This window comes from Methyloversatilis sp. XJ19-49 (genome assembly GCF_024580145.1).
Classification (GTDB): domain Bacteria; phylum Pseudomonadota; class Gammaproteobacteria; order Burkholderiales; family Rhodocyclaceae; genus Methyloversatilis.
In genome coordinates this window covers 17,837-33,364 of the sequence record NZ_JANINI010000016.1, presented here as the reverse complement: position 1 = coordinate 33,364, position 15,528 = coordinate 17,837, and the positions used below count along the sequence as shown (strand labels likewise).

10 protein-coding genes are annotated in these 15,528 nt (G+C 66.1%); 8 read left to right on the top strand and 2 right to left on the bottom strand.

Features of this window, described 5'->3' with window-relative positions:
• Positions 1–3: 3 nt before the first annotated feature.
• The gene (locus NMQ16_RS16850) at positions 4–1,008 is read right to left on the bottom strand and encodes an aminoglycoside phosphotransferase family protein (protein ID WP_257082100.1); all 1,005 of its coding nucleotides are present in this window, start codon (positions 1,006–1,008) and stop codon (positions 4–6) included.
• A gap of 210 nt (positions 1,009–1,218) precedes the next feature.
• On the opposite strand from NMQ16_RS16850, the gene NMQ16_RS16845 reads away from it, so the two are divergent.
• The 4 genes from NMQ16_RS16845 to rsmA are packed head-to-tail and all read left to right on the top strand — an operon-like array spanning position 1,219 to position 7,355.
• A complete protein-coding gene (locus NMQ16_RS16845) occupies positions 1,219–4,176 on the top strand; it encodes an LPS-assembly protein LptD (protein ID WP_257082098.1) in 2,958 nt (985 codons plus the stop codon).
• A 13-nt stretch (positions 4,177–4,189) separates the two neighbouring features.
• Entirely contained in the window at positions 4,190–5,515 is a 1,326-nt protein-coding gene (locus NMQ16_RS16840; protein ID WP_257082095.1) for a peptidylprolyl isomerase, read from the top strand.
• Positions 5,512–6,531 (top strand): 4-hydroxythreonine-4-phosphate dehydrogenase PdxA, encoded by a 1,020-nt coding sequence (gene pdxA, locus NMQ16_RS16835; RefSeq protein ID WP_257082094.1) that lies wholly within the window; start codon positions 5,512–5,514, stop codon positions 6,529–6,531. The genes NMQ16_RS16840 and pdxA overlap by 4 nt, the downstream gene beginning before the upstream one ends.
• A gap of 2 nt (positions 6,532–6,533) precedes the next feature.
• Complete coding sequence (rsmA, locus tag NMQ16_RS16830) at positions 6,534–7,355, top strand: 16S rRNA (adenine(1518)-N(6)/adenine(1519)-N(6))-dimethyltransferase RsmA (protein WP_257082093.1); 822 nt, start codon at positions 6,534–6,536, stop codon at positions 7,353–7,355.
• A gap of 5 nt (positions 7,356–7,360) precedes the next feature.
• On the opposite strand, the gene NMQ16_RS16825 is transcribed toward rsmA, so the two are convergent.
• On the bottom strand, positions 7,361–7,558 hold the full coding sequence (locus NMQ16_RS16825; protein WP_257082089.1) for a DUF2892 domain-containing protein: 198 nt from the start codon (positions 7,556–7,558) through the stop codon (positions 7,361–7,363).
• Between the two features lie 193 nt (positions 7,559–7,751).
• On the opposite strand from NMQ16_RS16825, the gene NMQ16_RS16820 reads away from it, so the two are divergent.
• The 4 genes from NMQ16_RS16820 to NMQ16_RS16805 are packed head-to-tail and all read left to right on the top strand — an operon-like array spanning position 7,752 to position 15,518.
• A complete protein-coding gene (locus NMQ16_RS16820) occupies positions 7,752–9,377 on the top strand; it encodes a ShlB/FhaC/HecB family hemolysin secretion/activation protein (protein ID WP_257082088.1) in 1,626 nt (541 codons plus the stop codon).
• Entirely contained in the window at positions 9,374–10,192 is an 819-nt protein-coding gene (locus NMQ16_RS16815; RefSeq protein WP_257082087.1) for a peptidylprolyl isomerase, read from the top strand. Before NMQ16_RS16820 ends, NMQ16_RS16815 begins: the two co-directional genes overlap by 4 nt.
• A 12-nt stretch (positions 10,193–10,204) precedes the next feature.
• Positions 10,205–15,232, top strand: coding sequence for an RNase A-like domain-containing protein (locus NMQ16_RS16810; protein WP_257082086.1), 5,028 nt, complete (start codon positions 10,205–10,207; stop codon positions 15,230–15,232).
• Complete coding sequence (locus NMQ16_RS16805) at positions 15,225–15,518, top strand: contact-dependent growth inhibition system immunity protein (protein WP_257082085.1); 294 nt, start codon at positions 15,225–15,227, stop codon at positions 15,516–15,518. The genes NMQ16_RS16810 and NMQ16_RS16805 overlap by 8 nt, the downstream gene beginning before the upstream one ends.
• Positions 15,519–15,528 lie beyond the last annotated feature (10 nt).

Below are 15,528 nucleotides of genomic sequence, written 5' to 3'. Positions count from 1 at the left end.
GCCTCAGAAGGTGTAGCCCGTTTGCGGCGTGATGCCTTCAAGCCGCTGCAGCAGACGGGCGAGCGGCGCCAGATCGCGATAGCGCTGACTGGTCTGCAGCAGGTACTTCATGACCCGTGGCAGGTCCTTCAGGTAGCCGTCCTTGCCGTCACGGTGATACAGGCGGGCAAAGATGCCCAGCACTTTCAGGTGGCGCTGCACGCCCATGAATTCGTAATCGCGGTGGAAGTCGGCGAAATCGGCTCGCACCGGCAGGCCGGCGCTGCGCGCGCCCTGCCAGTAGCGGATCAGCCAGTCGAGCACCTGATCCTCCTCCCAGTCGATGTAGGCATCCTTGAAAAGGCTGACCAGGTCGTAGCTGATCGGTCCGAAGACTGCGTCCTGGAAATCGATCACGCCCGGGTTGGGCCGGGTGACCATCAGGTTGCGGCTGTGATAGTCGCGGTGCACAAACACCTGCGGCTCGGCCAGATTGACCGCGAGCACGCGGTCGAACACTTCGTAGAGTGCGTTCGCTTCCTTTTCGTCGAGCTCGGCCTTCAGGTGCCGGCCGACGTACCAGACTGGGAACAGCTCCATCTCGGCCAGCAACCGGTCGTGGTCGTAGGCCGGCAGTACATCCGGCCGGCTGGCTTTCTGGATGTCGATCAGGGCGCTCGTCGCGTCGTGGTACAGCGCAGCCGCGTTGTCGGCATCGAGCACGTCGAGATAGGTGGTGTTGCCGAGGTCGGACAGCAGCAGGAAGCCGCGCTCGACATCCTGCGCGCGCACCGCCGGCACATGGGCGCCGGCCGACTCGAACAGCGTTTGCACCGCGAGAAAGGGGCGGCAGTCTTCCTGCGGCGGTGGGGCGTCCATCGCGACATGGCTGGTGCCGTCGTCCAGCGTCACGCGGAAATAACGGCGGAAGCTGGCGTCGGTCGAAGCCGGGCGGATGTCGAGCGGACGACCGGGAAACTGCTGCTGCAGCCATCCGGTCAGGGCGTCAAGGCGAAGGTCTTGTGTCATGGGGCGGGTGTCGTGAGCGAACTGAGGACGAGCGGTCGGCGTCCGGACGGGCGGGTGGCGGCAAATTGTTGCCGATGCGGACCGGGAAGCGGGTGGCGTTTGATAAGATGCGCGATTCTATAACGCGGCTGCAGACAGTCCGGCAGATGCACGCCGTGACGCTGCCGCTGTCATCCAACCGCGATCTGCCCGCTTCCAGTTTCCTCATTCGTGCTCAGGCGTTCCGTCACTTTCTATCTGGTCTGGATGTCCTGCGCCGCGCAGGCGGCCGACGCGCTGCCGCAGTTGAAGGTCGATCCTTCGCTGGTGCCGCAGTCGCGTCGTCCGGCGGCGACCGTGAAAGGCACGACGCCGCCGAAACCGGGCAGCACGACCGCCGCCACGCCGACTGCGCCCGCTCAACCCGCCACGGTGGAAACCGTGCCGGTGCCGGCGCCGGGCGCGGTTGTTGCGGCGCCGACTGCGCCCGCAGAGGCGGCCCCGGCGGCCGCAAGTCCGGGTGGCCCCGTCGTCCCTGCGGCCGCCAAAGCACCGACTCCTGCCGCCAGGGAAACCGAACGCGCCGTGACTGCCGTGCCCGCTGCACCGGCTGACGGCGCCACCGCGCCGGGCCTGCGCAATCTGCCGGCGCTCAAGGTTGACCGTGCACTGTTGCGGCAACCGTCTTCGATCGCACGCCGCGCCGCGCCTGGCGTGAAGTCGCCTGGCGTGCAGTCGCCGGACGACATTCCGGTGCGCGGCAATGTGAGCACGGCGCGCAACATGCCGCCGCTGAAGGTCGATCGCGCGCTGATGGGCGCGCCACCCGTCGCGCGCCGCGTCAAACCTGCGCCGGCCGAGGGCATTGCCGCCGCAGGCGCGGTACCCGCTGCAGCGGCGGTTGCCGAGGCGGGCATGCCGGGCGCTGCCTCACTGCCGAGCCTGGTGCCCGAAGACGATGCGTCGCAGATGATGTACGGCACGATGACGCTGTCGGAATTCGTGGCGCGCAATCCGGATTCGCGCGTCACGCTGCTGTCGGCGGAATCGGTCAGCGGCACCACCGACGAAGTCATGCGCGCCGAAGGCAATGCCGAGTTGCGCCGCCCCGGCACCACGCTGACCGCCGACCGCATCAATTACGAACCACCGACCGAAGAGCTGCAGGCCGACGGCAACGTGCGGCTGGTGCGCGGCGAAGACCGGATCGAGGGGCCGTCGCTGCGCTACCGGCTCGACCGCAGCGAAGGGGTGTTCGAAAAGCCGCAGTACTCGCTGCGCCGTAATCTGCAGACCGGCGAAAACCTCAGAACGACCACCGGTACCGGCCAGGCCGACCGGATGGAGTTTCTGGGCGAGAACCGGGTGCGCATGACGAATGCCACCTACTCGACCTGCGCGCCGGACAATCCCGACTGGTATGCCAAGGCGGAAACGCTGGACCTGAATTTCGAATCCGATGATGGCGAAGGCCGCAACGGCACGATCTACTTCAAGGATGTGCCGGTGCTGTACTCGCCCTGGCTCGATTTCTCGCTCAACAACCGTCGCAAGTCCGGTTTCCTGTCGCCGACCTTCGGAACGACCAACCGGACCGGTTTCGATTTCCTGCTGCCGTACTACTGGAACATCGCGCCCAATATGGACGCGACGATTGCACCGCGCGTGCTCGGTACGCGCGGCCTGATGATGAGCAACGAGTTCCGCTACCTTAATCACGACTACAGCGGCATCGCGCGGCTCGACTACCTGTTCAGTGACCGCATCCTGGATCGCGATCGCCATGCACTGAGCCTGCAGCACACGCACCGGATCACCAACCGGCTGAGTGCTCGCCTCAACTACAACGAGGTGTCGGACCGCAACTACTACACCGACCTCGGTACGCGACTTGCGATCACTTCGATCAGCTACCTGCCGCAAGACGCCTCCCTGACCTACTCCGGAGACTGGTGGAGCGCCACTGCGCGGGTGACCGAGTACCAGTCGCTGGCCAATCTGGCGCCGCTCTATTCGCAGATGCCTGCAGTTACGCTGAACGCCTTCCGCGCGGATCTGCCTTTCGGTTCCGTGTTCCAGGTGAGGAGCAGCTACACCGACTTCCGCATCAGTGACACGACGCGTGACGAAGGACGCCGCATCGTCCTCTATCCGCAGTTGTCGCTGCCGATGCAGACCTCCTACCTGTCGGTCAAGCCAAAGATCGGCGTGCATTACAGCAACTACGATGTCACGCGCGGGAGCAACAATGCCGGGCTTGACACTTCGCTGACGCGCGCCATCCCGATCTTCAGTCTCGACGCTGGTACGGTGTTCGAGCGCGATTCCGACCTGTTCGGGCAGGGTTACGTGCAGACGCTGGAGCCGCGTCTGTATTACGTACTGTCTTCGTACAAGAATCAGTCCGACTTCCCGGTGTTCGACACCGCAGTGGCCGACTTCAACTTCGCGCAGATCTTCTCCGAGAACGTGTTCGTCGGACAGGACCGGATCGCCGACAGCAACCAGGTCACTGCGGCGACCACCTCGCGCTTCATCGATCCGGAAAACGGACGTGAGCGCGCCCGCGTCGCGCTGGGGCAGCGCTTCTACCTGAGCGATCAGCTGGTGACCCTGCCGGGCGGCACGCCGCGCACCGAACGCATTGCGAGCACGCTGGCCGCGGTGTCGGGCGAATTGCTGAAAGACACCTATCTGGACGCCGCGGTGCAGTACAACACCGACCTTTCGCAGACCGAGCGCTACAGCGTGTCGGCCCGCTACAACCCGCGTCCGGCGCATGTGTTCAACGCCGCGTACCGGTTCCGCCGCTCCAACAACCCGGCGATCAATGACGTGCGCGACGTCGACTTTTCGGTGCAGTGGCCGCTGACCAACCGCTGGTATGCGGTGGCGCGACACAACTACTCGATCGCCGATCGCCGGCTGGTCGAAGGTCTGGGCGGCCTGGAATACAACGGCGGTTGCTGGGTCGGTCGCATCGTGTTCCAGCGTATTGCTCTCGGTGCCCGGCTGCCAGGGCAGACGACGACCGAGTTGCGCACCCGTACCGCACTTTTCTTCCAGCTCGAACTCAATGATTTTTCACAGATCGGCTCGAACCCGCTGGATGCGCTCAAGCGCAGCATTCCGGGCTATGGCCAGATCAACCAGAGCACCGCCGATCCGATCTTCGGCGGGGATTACTGATGGACCTCCGAACATGCTGAATAGAATCCTCACCCTCCTGCTGTTGTCGCTCGGTGTCGCCCTCGCGGGCACCGCGCAGGCGCAGCCCGCCGAGCGTCCGGACATCGTCGAACTGGATCGCATCGTCGCCGTGGTGAACGACGAAGTGATCACGTTGCACGAACTGCGGGCGCGCATTTCCGAAACCTTTGCCCAGATGCGCAGCCGCAATGTCACGCCGCCGCCGGCCGAGGAGTTCGAGCGCCAGCAGCTGGAACGCATGATTCTCGAAAAGGTGCAGCTGCAGCACGCGGCCGAGACACAGTTGCGCGTTGACGACCGGCTGCTCGATGCCAGTCTTTCGCGCATCGCCGAAAGCAACCGCATGGACGTACCGCAATTGCGTGCGGCCATCGAGCAGGACGGCATGGCGTGGTCGCGCTTCCGCGAAGACATCCGCAAGCAGATCATCATGAGCCGCCTGCGCGACCGCGAAGTCGAAAGCCGTGTCGTCGTGACCGAAGGTGAAATAGCGAACTTCATCGCCAATCCGGAACGCAAGCCGGATCAGAACGAGGAGTACAACGTATCGCACATCCTGCTGCGGGTGCCGGAAGGCGCGAGCCCCGAGCAGCTGATCCGGCTCAAGGCGCGTGCCGATGCGGCGCTCGAACAGATCCGCAAGGGTGAGGATTTTTCGCGCATTGCCGCGTCGTATTCCGACGCGCAGGACGCGGTCAATGGCGGCAGCCTCGGTTGGCGGTCGCTCGATCGCCTGCCGGCGCTGTTCGCCGATGCCGTGCCCAAGCTCAAGCCGGGTGAGGTCAGCGACGTGATGCGCAGCCCGGCCGGTTTCCATATTTTGAAGCTGGTCGAAAAGCGCGGCGGCAGCGGCAGCGGAGACGAGTCGCGCGTCACGCAGACCCACGCGCGCCACATCCTCATCAAGACATCCGAGGTGCTCAACGACGCCGAGGCGCGCCGCCGGTTGACCGGGTTGAAGGAGCGGCTGGACAACGGCGGCGATTTCGCCGAGCTGGCGCGCACCAATTCGCAGGATCTGTCGTCGTCCAAGGGCGGCGATCTGGGCTGGCTGTATCCGGGTGACACGGTGCCTGAATTCCAGCGCGTGATGGACAACCTCAAGGTGGGCGAAGTCAGCGAACCGGTGCAGTCGCCGTTCGGCTGGCACCTGATCCAGGTGGTCGAACGGCGCGTCGATGAAGTGTCGCTCGAGCGCCAGCGTGCGTCCGCCCGCATGACGCTGCGCGATCGCAAGGCCGAAGAGGTCTATCAGGACTGGGTGCGCCAGCTGCGCGACAACGCCTACGTCGAAATCCGGCTGGCCGAGGAACGGTGACGCCGACGCGCCCCTGCATCGCCCTCACCAGCGGCGAGCCGGCGGGCATCGGGCCGGAACTGTGCGCGGCATTGCACGCGCGCGCAGCCAGCGCCCGCATCGTGGTACTCGGTGACGCGACGCTGCTCGCCGCGCGTGCGCCGCAGGGCGCTGCCGCGATGCGGCCCTACGCGGCGTCCGGCGAAGCACCGGCCGGCGCGATCGAAGTGCTGCACATTCCATTGCGAGCGCCAGCCGTCGCGGGGCAGCTCGACACCGCCAACGCACCCTATGTGCTCGAACTGCTCGACCGCGCCCGCGATGGCTGCCTGCGCGGCGAATTCGGCGCCATGGTCACGGCACCGGTGCACAAGGGCATCATCAACGATGCCGGCATGCCGTTTTCCGGCCACACCGAATACCTGGCCGACACCACCGCGACGCCGCGCGTCGTGATGATGCTGGCCGGGCGCACCGCGGAAAGCGACGCTGCGCCCTGGCTGCGCGTGGCGCTGGCCACCACCCACCTGGCGCTGGCCGATGTGCCCGCCGCGATCACCCGGGAATCGCTCACCACCACGCTGCGCATCCTGCACGACGCGCTGCGCCGGCAGTTCGGCATCGCGCAGCCGCGCATCCTGGTGGCGGGGCTGAACCCGCACGCGGGCGAGGGCGGTCATCTGGGTCGGGAAGAGATCGAAATCATCACGCCGGTGCTGAACGCCCTGCGTGCGGAAGGCCTGCAGCTCGACGGCCCGCTGCCGGCCGACACGCTGTTCGTGCCGCGCCTGCTGGCGGGCGCCGACGCCGTGCTCGCGATGTATCACGACCAGGGCCTGCCGGTGCTCAAGTACGCCACCTTCGGCCGCGGCATCAACATCACGCTCGGCCTGCCCATCGTGCGCACGTCGGTCGATCACGGCACCGCGCTCGACCTCGCCGGTACCGGCCGTGCCGATGCCGGCAGCCTGATCGAGGCGGTCGATGCCGCCATTGCGATGGCGGCGGCCGGTGCTGCCGCCAGGGCGGGCCGCTGATCATGGAAGAACACCGCGCCCGCAAACGCTTCGGTCAGAATTTCCTGGTCGACGGCAACATCATCCGCAACATCGTCGCCGCCATCGACCCGAAGCCGGCCCAGGCCATGGTCGAGATCGGCCCCGGTCTGGGCGCGATGACGCGCCCGCTGGCCGCACGGCTCGACCGCCTGCACGTGATTGAAATCGACCGCGATCTGGCGGCACGGCTGCGCGAAGGCGATCTGGCCGACCGGCTGGTGATCCATGAGCAGGACGCGCTCAAGTTCGACTTCGGCGCCCTGAGCGTCGAACTCGGGTCGGCGCTGCGCGTCGTCGGCAACCTGCCGTACAACATTTCGAGCCCGCTGCTGTTCCACCTCGCCGATCACGCCACCTGCGTGACCGACCTCACCTTCATGCTGCAGAAGGAAGTGGTGGACCGCATCGTTGCCGCACCCGACACCGAAGCGTTCGGCCGCCTGTCGGTCATGCTGCAGTACCGCTTCGAGTGCGCGCACGTGTTCGACGTACCGCCCGGCGCGTTCCGGCCCATGCCCAAGGTGATGTCGGCCATCGTGCACCTGCGGCCGCGCCCGGTCGAACAGCTGACCGCACGCGATCCGCAGCTGATGTCCGACATCGTCAAGGCCGCCTTCGGCCAGCGCCGCAAGACGCTGCGCAACACGCTGCGCGAGTGGCTGACCCAGGACGACTGGGACGCCCTGGGCATCGACGCCTCACGGCGCGGCGAAACCCTCGGTGTCGCCGACTACGTGCGCATCGCGAATCACGTCACCGATCACGCCGCCGCTGACGGCGCAGGCGCACCCGCCCGCGCCTGATCCCTTCAGGCCGACTTCTTCACGCCGCAGGTGTTGATGCCGAGCAGCGGGTAGAGCGGGCAGAAATTGAACAGACCCGTGAGCACCGGCACGATGCCGATATAGCCCCACACCCCGACGGTGCCGGTTGCGGCCAGCGCGATCAGCGCCAGACCGATGACGATGCGTGCGATCTTGTCGATGCCGCCGACGTTGGATTTCATGATGAAGCTCCCTGTGGGTTGAAAAGGTGACTTCATCTTGCGCCGCAGACTGGACGCGGTCTGTGACTGCAGTTACATGGCCGCGGGGGCGGCGCGGCCACCGACCTCGCGGCCGCCGACCGTTGAACAGGATGGTTTTGACTCCATGTGATTCTTATGTAATATGACATTAGGATTCTATGGGGCGTTGCCGATGCACTCCTTCTGTCGTCTCTGTGCTGTCGTGTGGTTGGTCAGCCTGCCGTTCGGGCTTGCCGCGTCGCCGGAACCGTCTGACCGGTTGATCGACGAAAGACGCGCATCGGAGCGCGATGCACGCTGGCAGCGGGCGCCCACGCTGGGGCCGGCGCAGTCGCAGCCTGCGCTGAACAGCCATCCGGCGGACATACATGAATCCGGCGCGACCACGCGCTTCGGCAGTGCCCGCGTCGACACAGCCGGACTGCTTCCGGACGCATCGGTCAAAACCGTCCTGGCACCGTTTCTGGATCTGCCGCTCGGCCGCCTGCGACTCGAACTGCTGCTGCGCCAACTCGATGCGCAACTGGTCGAGGCAGGCTGGATCACCAGTCGTGCGCGGCTGCTGTCGCTAGACGCGCAGGCAGGCGAACTGGTCATCGAGCTAGTGCCCGGGCGCATCGAATCGCTGCGTGCACCGGGCATCGATGCCGCCGCTCTGGCGCGGGCCTTCCCGTTCGCCGTCGGCGAGGCGTTGTCTCTGCCGGCGCTCGAACAAGGTGTGCAGCAGATCAACCGGCTGCGCATGTATCAGGCCCAGGTCCGCGTATTGCCGGGCAACACGGCCGGCACGAGCCTGCTCGATGTCGTGCTCAATGAAGATCGCGCATGGTCGATGACCGTGGGGTTCGACAATCAGGGTGCATCGGGTACCGGCGATCAGCGTCTGCGGGTCACGGCGCGTGTCGCCAATGCACTGGGCTGGCTGGACGACCTGCAGTTCGCACTGCTGCACAGCACCGGCAGTGATGCACTGCTGGCGTCGCTGTCCATCCCCGATGGCTACAACCTGTGGTCGGTGACCGTTTCCGGGTCCCGCGCGTCGTTCGACATCGCGGGGCTGGAGGTCACCAGCCGGTCGGCGAGCGCGGTACTGGGCTGGAGTCGTGTCCTGTCGTCGTCAGCCGGCGGGCGCAGCGTCGTCGATCTGTCGCTGATCCGGTCGCGGCTGGCGCGCGACATCGAGTCGGTTACGCTGCAGACCGACCACAGCACGGTCGGCCGTGCCGCCTGGATGCACATCCGGCGCGGCGAGCGCTGGCAACTGTTCATCGAGCCATCGCTATCGGCCGGGCTGTCACTGTTCGGTGCAACGCGTGACCGCCCTGATCTGTCGCGCGGCGACACGCACCGCCAGTTCCTCAAGTGGGCGATCGCCGCGGGCGCCGTCGTCCGCAGTGCGTCGGATGAGGTCGAGTACGCGGCCCAACTGACGGCGCAGCGCGCCGGCGAAAGCCTGATCGGCGGCGAACAGATTCATCTCGGTGGCTTTGCCAATGTCAGGGGTTTCCGCGAGGTGTCGGTGTCGGGCGATACCGGTCACGTGCTGCGCTCCGAACTTCGGCTGCCGCATGCATTCAGGCCTGCGGGCCATCCGGTCGTGCTCTTCCTGCATGTCGATCATGGCGCCGCGCGTCTGTCCGAGGGGCGACGCAAGACGCTGGCCAGTGCGGGTCTCGGTGCCCGCGGCGCAGGCAGAGGTGTGCTGTGGGAAGGCGTCGTCAGCGTGCCCATCGCGCGCGAAGTCGATCTGCCGTCTCACGGATGGCGTGCGCATCTGTCGGTGTCGTTCGAGATATGAAGGCCCTGCTGCGGCTCTGCCTGGCGGCATTGCTGGTCTGCCCGGTCACGCAGACCGCCTCGGCCGACGGAGCGGTTGCGCAGGTCAATGGTGTGGAAATCCCGCGCGCGGCATTGGATGGCGACGTCGCCCGCTTGCAGTCGACCCGCACCGCGGTCGATGCGACAACTGCGAATGCCGTCCGCCATCGCCTCATCGCACGCGAATTGCTGTGGCAGAAGGTGCGCGCCAGCGGGGCGTGTGGTGCGACCGCAGTGTGCGATGACGCCTCGCGCGACGCGCTGATCGAGGCCTATGTGAATCGCCGTGTGCCGGTGGTCGAGGTCACGGAACAGACGGTTCGGGCGCGTTACGACGACATCGTGTCCCGCCTCGGGCAGCGCGAGTTCCGCTTCAGCCTGATCGGGATGGCTGACGCCGCCGCGCTGCGTGCGTTGGCGGACCGTATCGCCGCGGGCGCCGATTTTGCGCGCGAGGCGCGCACGCATTCGCACTTTGCATCGGCGGCGAACGGTGGCGAACTGGGCTGGCACAGCTTTCCCGAACCGGTGATGGATGGCCGCACGAACGGCGTGCCCGCCGGCATTGCGCAGGCATTGGCCGGCATGCAGCCCGGGCAGGTCAGCCCACCGCTGAGGGCGGAGGATGGATGGGCCATCGTCCGGCTCGATGCGGTGCGCCCGACGCTGACGCCGGACTACGCAGACATGCGCGAAACCTTGCGCAGTCTGCTGGCCGCTCAGGCGCGCGAGGCGCAGTTGCGCGTACTGATCGTCGACCTGTTGCGGCACGCCCGCATCACGGTCAGCGACTGAGGGCGGATTCGGATGCGCGCCGCGCTCAGAGCGCTGCTGCAGCCGTCAGCCAGGCCGCTGAGGGGGCGCGTTGCGGCCGTCGTGCTCACGGTGATGCTCGCCCATGCATCGCCCGTCCGTGCCGATGCTGTCGTCGACCTGGCAGCTCCGGCGAGTCAGCAGGCTGTCGTGAGCCGGGTGGGCGGTGTACCGGTGGTCGGCGTCACCGCGCCGGACGCAGCAGGCATTTCGCACAATCGCTGGACGACCTTCAATGTGTCGCGACACGGCCTCGTGTTCAACAATTCGACCCGCCCGGCGAGCAGCTCACTGGCTGGAGGTCTCCCGGCGAACGCTGCGCTGAACGGATCGGCGGCACGCGTCATCCTGAACGAAGTCAGCGGCAGCCAGCCCAGCCTGCTGCTGGGCAGCATGGAGATCGCAGGGCAGGCGGCACGGCTGGTCATCGCCAACCCGAATGGCATCACATGTGATGGATGCGGCTTCATCAACACGCCTCACGTCCAGCTCAGCACCGGCCGCATCGAGCGACTGAACGACGCCTTGCACTTCGACGTGTCCGGCGGGCGGATCGACATCGGCGCCAGCGGACTTTCAGCTCTGGCGACCCGGCTCGATCTGATCGCCCACGCCCTGCGCAGCACCGGCCCGATCGCGACCGGCTCGACGTTCAACGTGATTGCCGGGCGCATCCGGGTGGATGCCGGAACGCTGGCCCTCGGCAATGCTGATGCACAGCTTCCGGAGGATTTCGAGACGTTCTCGATCGACATCGGCCAGAGCGTCAGCGCCGAGAGCATCCAGCTCGTCGCGGTCGGTGGCGAACTGGGTGTGCGCAGCACCGCGCCGCTGATTGCACTGGATGATGTGGTGATCGCCACGCGCGGGCACGTCGAGCTGAGCGGCGACGTCACCGCCGGGCGCGACATCGCGCTGTACAACATCGGTGCATTCGAATCGATGCTGCAGGGCGCGCTCGTGGCCGGGCACGACGTCACGCTGCTCGCGACCGGCATCACGCTCGCGCACTCCGGGCGCATAGCCGCGGACCGCGACATCGGCCTGGGATTCGTCGGCGACAACTCCGACCGATGGAGCGCCTTCAACAATGACGGCCTTATCGACGCAGGCGTGTCACTGACCTTTGCAGGGCCGGGCTCGGGGCTCAATACCGGCGTCATCCATGCGGGCGCATCGATCGATGCGGCGTCCGGAGGCGTGCAGGTGCGAACAGGTGATGAAGGTCTGCCGGGCAGCCATGCCGAACGCGCCACGCATGTCGGTGAAGTCACGCTGGCGAATTCGGGCGTTGTCCATGCCGGCAGCGACCTCTATCTGAATCTGACCGACAACAGCGGGCATCTGTCGGCCGGACGCGATGTCTTCCTGTCGCAGGCACGGCGCGGCGACCCCGACGTCCTCGCGCCCGAAGACAGCGACGTCGCCGGCGATGTGACTGCAGGACGCGACCTGTTCATATACACCCCCGCCGACGGCGCGCAATGGCTGGGCGGTGCGCGCCGCCAGCATTTCACCGCATCGCGCGACCTGCACCTGATCGATCGTCCCTGGCTGTCCGACGCCGGCACCCCGGCGGACGGCGCGGCGCAGCGGCCCTACGTGAATCGCGACCGGCTGACCGCTGGAAACGACCTCGTGATCGCGTTGAACGCCCACTTCGTCAACCCGTCGGTCATCGATGCGGGCCGCGATCTGCTCATCGGCGCACGTGGCGTCAGCAATGAAACCGCAGTCGGCAGCCGGCAGGCGTCCTTCGACTATCCCTACTATCCAGGCTGTCGCACGGAGTACGACGGCGTGTGCACGACAACCACCGAAGTGCCGTCGTCACGCGCGCTGATGCTGGTCGGGCGGGACCTGGTCGCTGCGACGACCTTCTTTCACAATCGCGGTGCGTCCATCCTCGCCGGCCGCGACATCCGCATCGACGCGCCGGATGTCGTGAATGAAGATCACCGCTATGGCGCCGTCTGGTCGGCGACCTATTACCTGATCGATGTCGACGCGCAGTCCGTCGGCACGCCGTGCACCAGCGACTGCGTCGCCGATATCGACTGGCGGCGTACCGATAGCGGCGCGCTCGAACTGGGCGTGCTGCCCGGGATTATCCAGGCGGGCAGCCGCTTCGAGTCGGATGGCGGTCCGGTCAACCCGCCTTCAACGACCCCCACTCCGCCGGCTCCCGATGGCCCGGCGCCTGCGATGTCGCCAGGTGCGTCGGGCACGCTTACCGATGCGCTTGCCCGGATGCTGTCGACCGGTGTGCTCAGTCTGACCGACACGCCACTCCCGCTCTCGTCCTTCGTCAATACCGGCAACATCCACGCCGCGAGCATCGTTGTCCGGGCCGCAGACATCCGCAACGGCTTCGACGTCGTCGCCGACTTCTACCATCGCACTGCCGAGCCGACCATCCCACCTGCGCAGATCGACGTCGCCGGCTTCGGTGTTCACGGCGGCTCACTGCTGCCGACCCTGATCGCGGAGCGCTACAGCGGTGCTGCGCTGATGCGCCTGCTTCCGCCCGGGCTGGCGAGTACGCTGCCCTTTGCACTCACGCCGGCAGAAGAGGCGGCGGCCTTGCGCAACGCCTTCCTCGCGACCACCCGCCGCGGCTGGATACTGCCCGGCCTGTCATGGGACGCGCTCACCGGGCAGTCGCCACAACAGCAGGAGCACGCCATCCTGGCGGCCAACGGCGCCGCGTTTGCCATTGAAAACGGCATTGCGATGGGTACCGAGCTGACGGCGGCTCAGCAATCGCTGCTGGGGGCACCCGTGCTCTGGTACACCGCTCGCGGCGGCCAACTGCACCCCATCGTGTATCTGCCTTCCGACTGGCAGGCGCAACTGACCGTCGTGCCCGGCGGCGCGCTCGATGCCAGCGTCGCGATCGAGCTCACGGGCGAGCGCGTCGACAACACCGGCTTCGTCCTGTCCGATGGTGCGCTGACCCTCACGGCCGACACATTGCTCAACCGCAAGCGGTCCGCCTACTTCTACGAGAAACGCAAGGTCAGTGGCGGTACGCTGACCATCGAGGGCGATACCGTGCAGCCGGGCGGCTTCATGCAGGCTGCCGTGTGGAATCTGCAGGTTTCATCGGTGCGCTCGGTGTCCGGCGAATTCCGCGTGCTGGGCGGAGACGCGGCGCACACGGACGCGCTGAGTCGCGCCTTCAAGGCGCAGATTGCTGCGGAACTGGGTGACGCCTACCGCTACGAAGAAGCGCGCGACAACCTGCGCTACCGCTTCCGGAAAAGTGGCAGCTTCGGCGATCTGGTGGGCGTCGTGGCCAGCTTCACCGCCAGCATGCTGATCGGCCCGCAGATGTCGAATCTCATCGGCAGCCTGGCCACCAACTTCGGTCCGGCGTGGTCGGCGGCCACCGCCTCTGCGGCGCCCGGTCTTGCCAACGTTGCCGGGACCGCGGCCATTACGCAGACGCTGTCGAGCGCGATCGGTCAGTTCGTTGCGACCGGCCGCATCGATGTCGACGCGGCCCTGACCAGCGGGCTGGCGGGCGCCGTCACAGCCGGTGCCGGCGCCTGGGCGGACATCCGCATCGAGTCAGCCGTCGGCCGGTGGTCCGTCCGTGCGCTGACCACCGGCGCAGTCGGCGAACTGACCGGCGCCGGCTTCGAAAACGCGCTGTTCAATGCCGTCATCAACGAAGCGTCCTCGCTGGGTGCCAACCGCATCGGTGATGGCAACTTCGGCCCGCAAGGCAGTCTCGGCCACACGCTGGCGCATGGTGTGCTCGGCGCACTGACCGCCGCCGCCCGCGGCGACGATCCCTACTCCGGCGCCCTCGGCGCGATCACCGCCACCCTTGTGGAAGCGCCGCTCGACGATGCCCTCGATCTGAGCGGTCCTGACCGGGAGATTGCGCTGACCGCGTTTTCGATGCTGGTCGGCGGCACGGCATCCGGACTGGCCGGCGGTGATCCGGTGACGGCTGCATGGACGGCGCAGAACGTCACCCTGTTCAACTACCTGAAGCATCAGGAACAGGATCGCTACGCCGATGCGAAGAACGCATGTGGCGGAGACGCGGCGTGCCTGAACGCGGTCGACGCCGAGTTCAGTCAGAAGTCGCAGGCGAACAAGCGCGCGCTGATGGACGCGCGTGAAGCCTGCGACACGACCGGCTCATGTACCGATTACTACCGCCTGATGACCGAGGCCATGCCACTTGGCATGGGGGCGCAGCGTCCGGGTGGCATCGACCCCGAGAACCCGTGGCTCGGCGCGCAGCAGGACGCAGACGCGATTGCCCACAACCTGACGCTGTTCGACCGCCTGATGGCGCGCCCGCTGTCGGACGAAATCGTGCGCCAGGACTTTGCACCCGACCCCGAGGCCTACGCCTTCGCCCCGCAGGGCAGCAGCCAGTACGTCGGCGCCATCACCGCCCGGAACATCGAAAACGTCGTCGTGCTGTCGTCAGCCGGTGCATCGCTGCTGTTGCCCGGGCCGGAGGATCTGGTCGTCGGCGCGGCGCTGATGACGAAGGCAGGGCAGTTCGTCGCGCGGGTGATCGAGGTTGGGGGGCAGAAGCTGCTGCGGTGGGCAGATGGGAGCGTAGATAATGCAATCGACGCGGCAACTGGTGAAGCTACATTCAGCCGGATTGTCCCCGGTGGCGGACTGCAAGCGCATGAAGATGCCGGCGGCCACCTGCTACTCAAACATGTAGGGAAGTCGGAAGAAGCACTGATGAAGCGCTTGGCTAAAGAACCAAACATCTCCGGTTCGTCATCCTTTTTTGATCGAGCTGCGGCAGAGCGGGGCGTCTCCGGAGCTTTGGATGCGAGGCAAGCTGAAGTCAACGCATGGCTGTCTGGCACGACGTCCCAATTAGTTATCGAACACACGATGCCTAATGCGGTAGGTATCACTCTTAACCGCGGTATGGCGCAAGCCAAAGAGACGAGCCAGATGAGACTAATCCTCCGACGCGATTCATCTATGCCTATCGGCTACCGTGTCCACACGGGATATCCAATTGATGATTAATGAATATGAAAATTTAAAGAATTTTCTAGCGGGCTACTTTCACCAAGACTGGCTTTACGATGACGAATCGGCGATAGCTGTCGTTGAAAGGTATTTGAGCGAATGGCCAAGAGACGAGGTACTTGTTGTCATAGAAGAGATCGGACAACTGCTGGAAGAAGTCAAGAACGAAGCGGATCTGCGCGCAGCGGTCTTGAAACTCGGCTCGTACTACGAGGTAGGTGCTGACGGGCTGACATATCGGGACTGGCTAAAGTCGGTAAGTGAACGACTAGCAGCCGGATAGCCGGGACGGC

What these genes read in the sequence shown, in the direction of transcription:
- NMQ16_RS16810 (WP_257082086.1), top strand. Translation starts at nt 10,205, where the DNA reads ATGCGCGCCGCGCTCAGAGCGCTGCTGCAGCCGTCAGCCAGGCCGCTG.
- NMQ16_RS16820 (WP_257082088.1), top strand. Translation starts at nt 7,752, where the DNA reads ATGCACTCCTTCTGTCGTCTCTGTGCTGTCGTGTGGTTGGTCAGCCTG.
- NMQ16_RS16825 (WP_257082089.1), bottom strand. Translation starts at nt 7,558, where the DNA reads ATGAAATCCAACGTCGGCGGCATCGACAAGATCGCACGCATCGTCATC.
- NMQ16_RS16815 (WP_257082087.1), top strand. Translation starts at nt 9,374, where the DNA reads ATGAAGGCCCTGCTGCGGCTCTGCCTGGCGGCATTGCTGGTCTGCCCG.
- NMQ16_RS16850 (WP_257082100.1), bottom strand. Translation starts at nt 1,008, where the DNA reads ATGACACAAGACCTTCGCCTTGACGCCCTGACCGGATGGCTGCAGCAG.
- NMQ16_RS16840 (WP_257082095.1), top strand. Translation starts at nt 4,190, where the DNA reads ATGCTGAATAGAATCCTCACCCTCCTGCTGTTGTCGCTCGGTGTCGCC.
- NMQ16_RS16805 (WP_257082085.1), top strand. Translation starts at nt 15,225, where the DNA reads ATGATTAATGAATATGAAAATTTAAAGAATTTTCTAGCGGGCTACTTT.
- rsmA (WP_257082093.1), top strand. Translation starts at nt 6,534, where the DNA reads ATGGAAGAACACCGCGCCCGCAAACGCTTCGGTCAGAATTTCCTGGTC.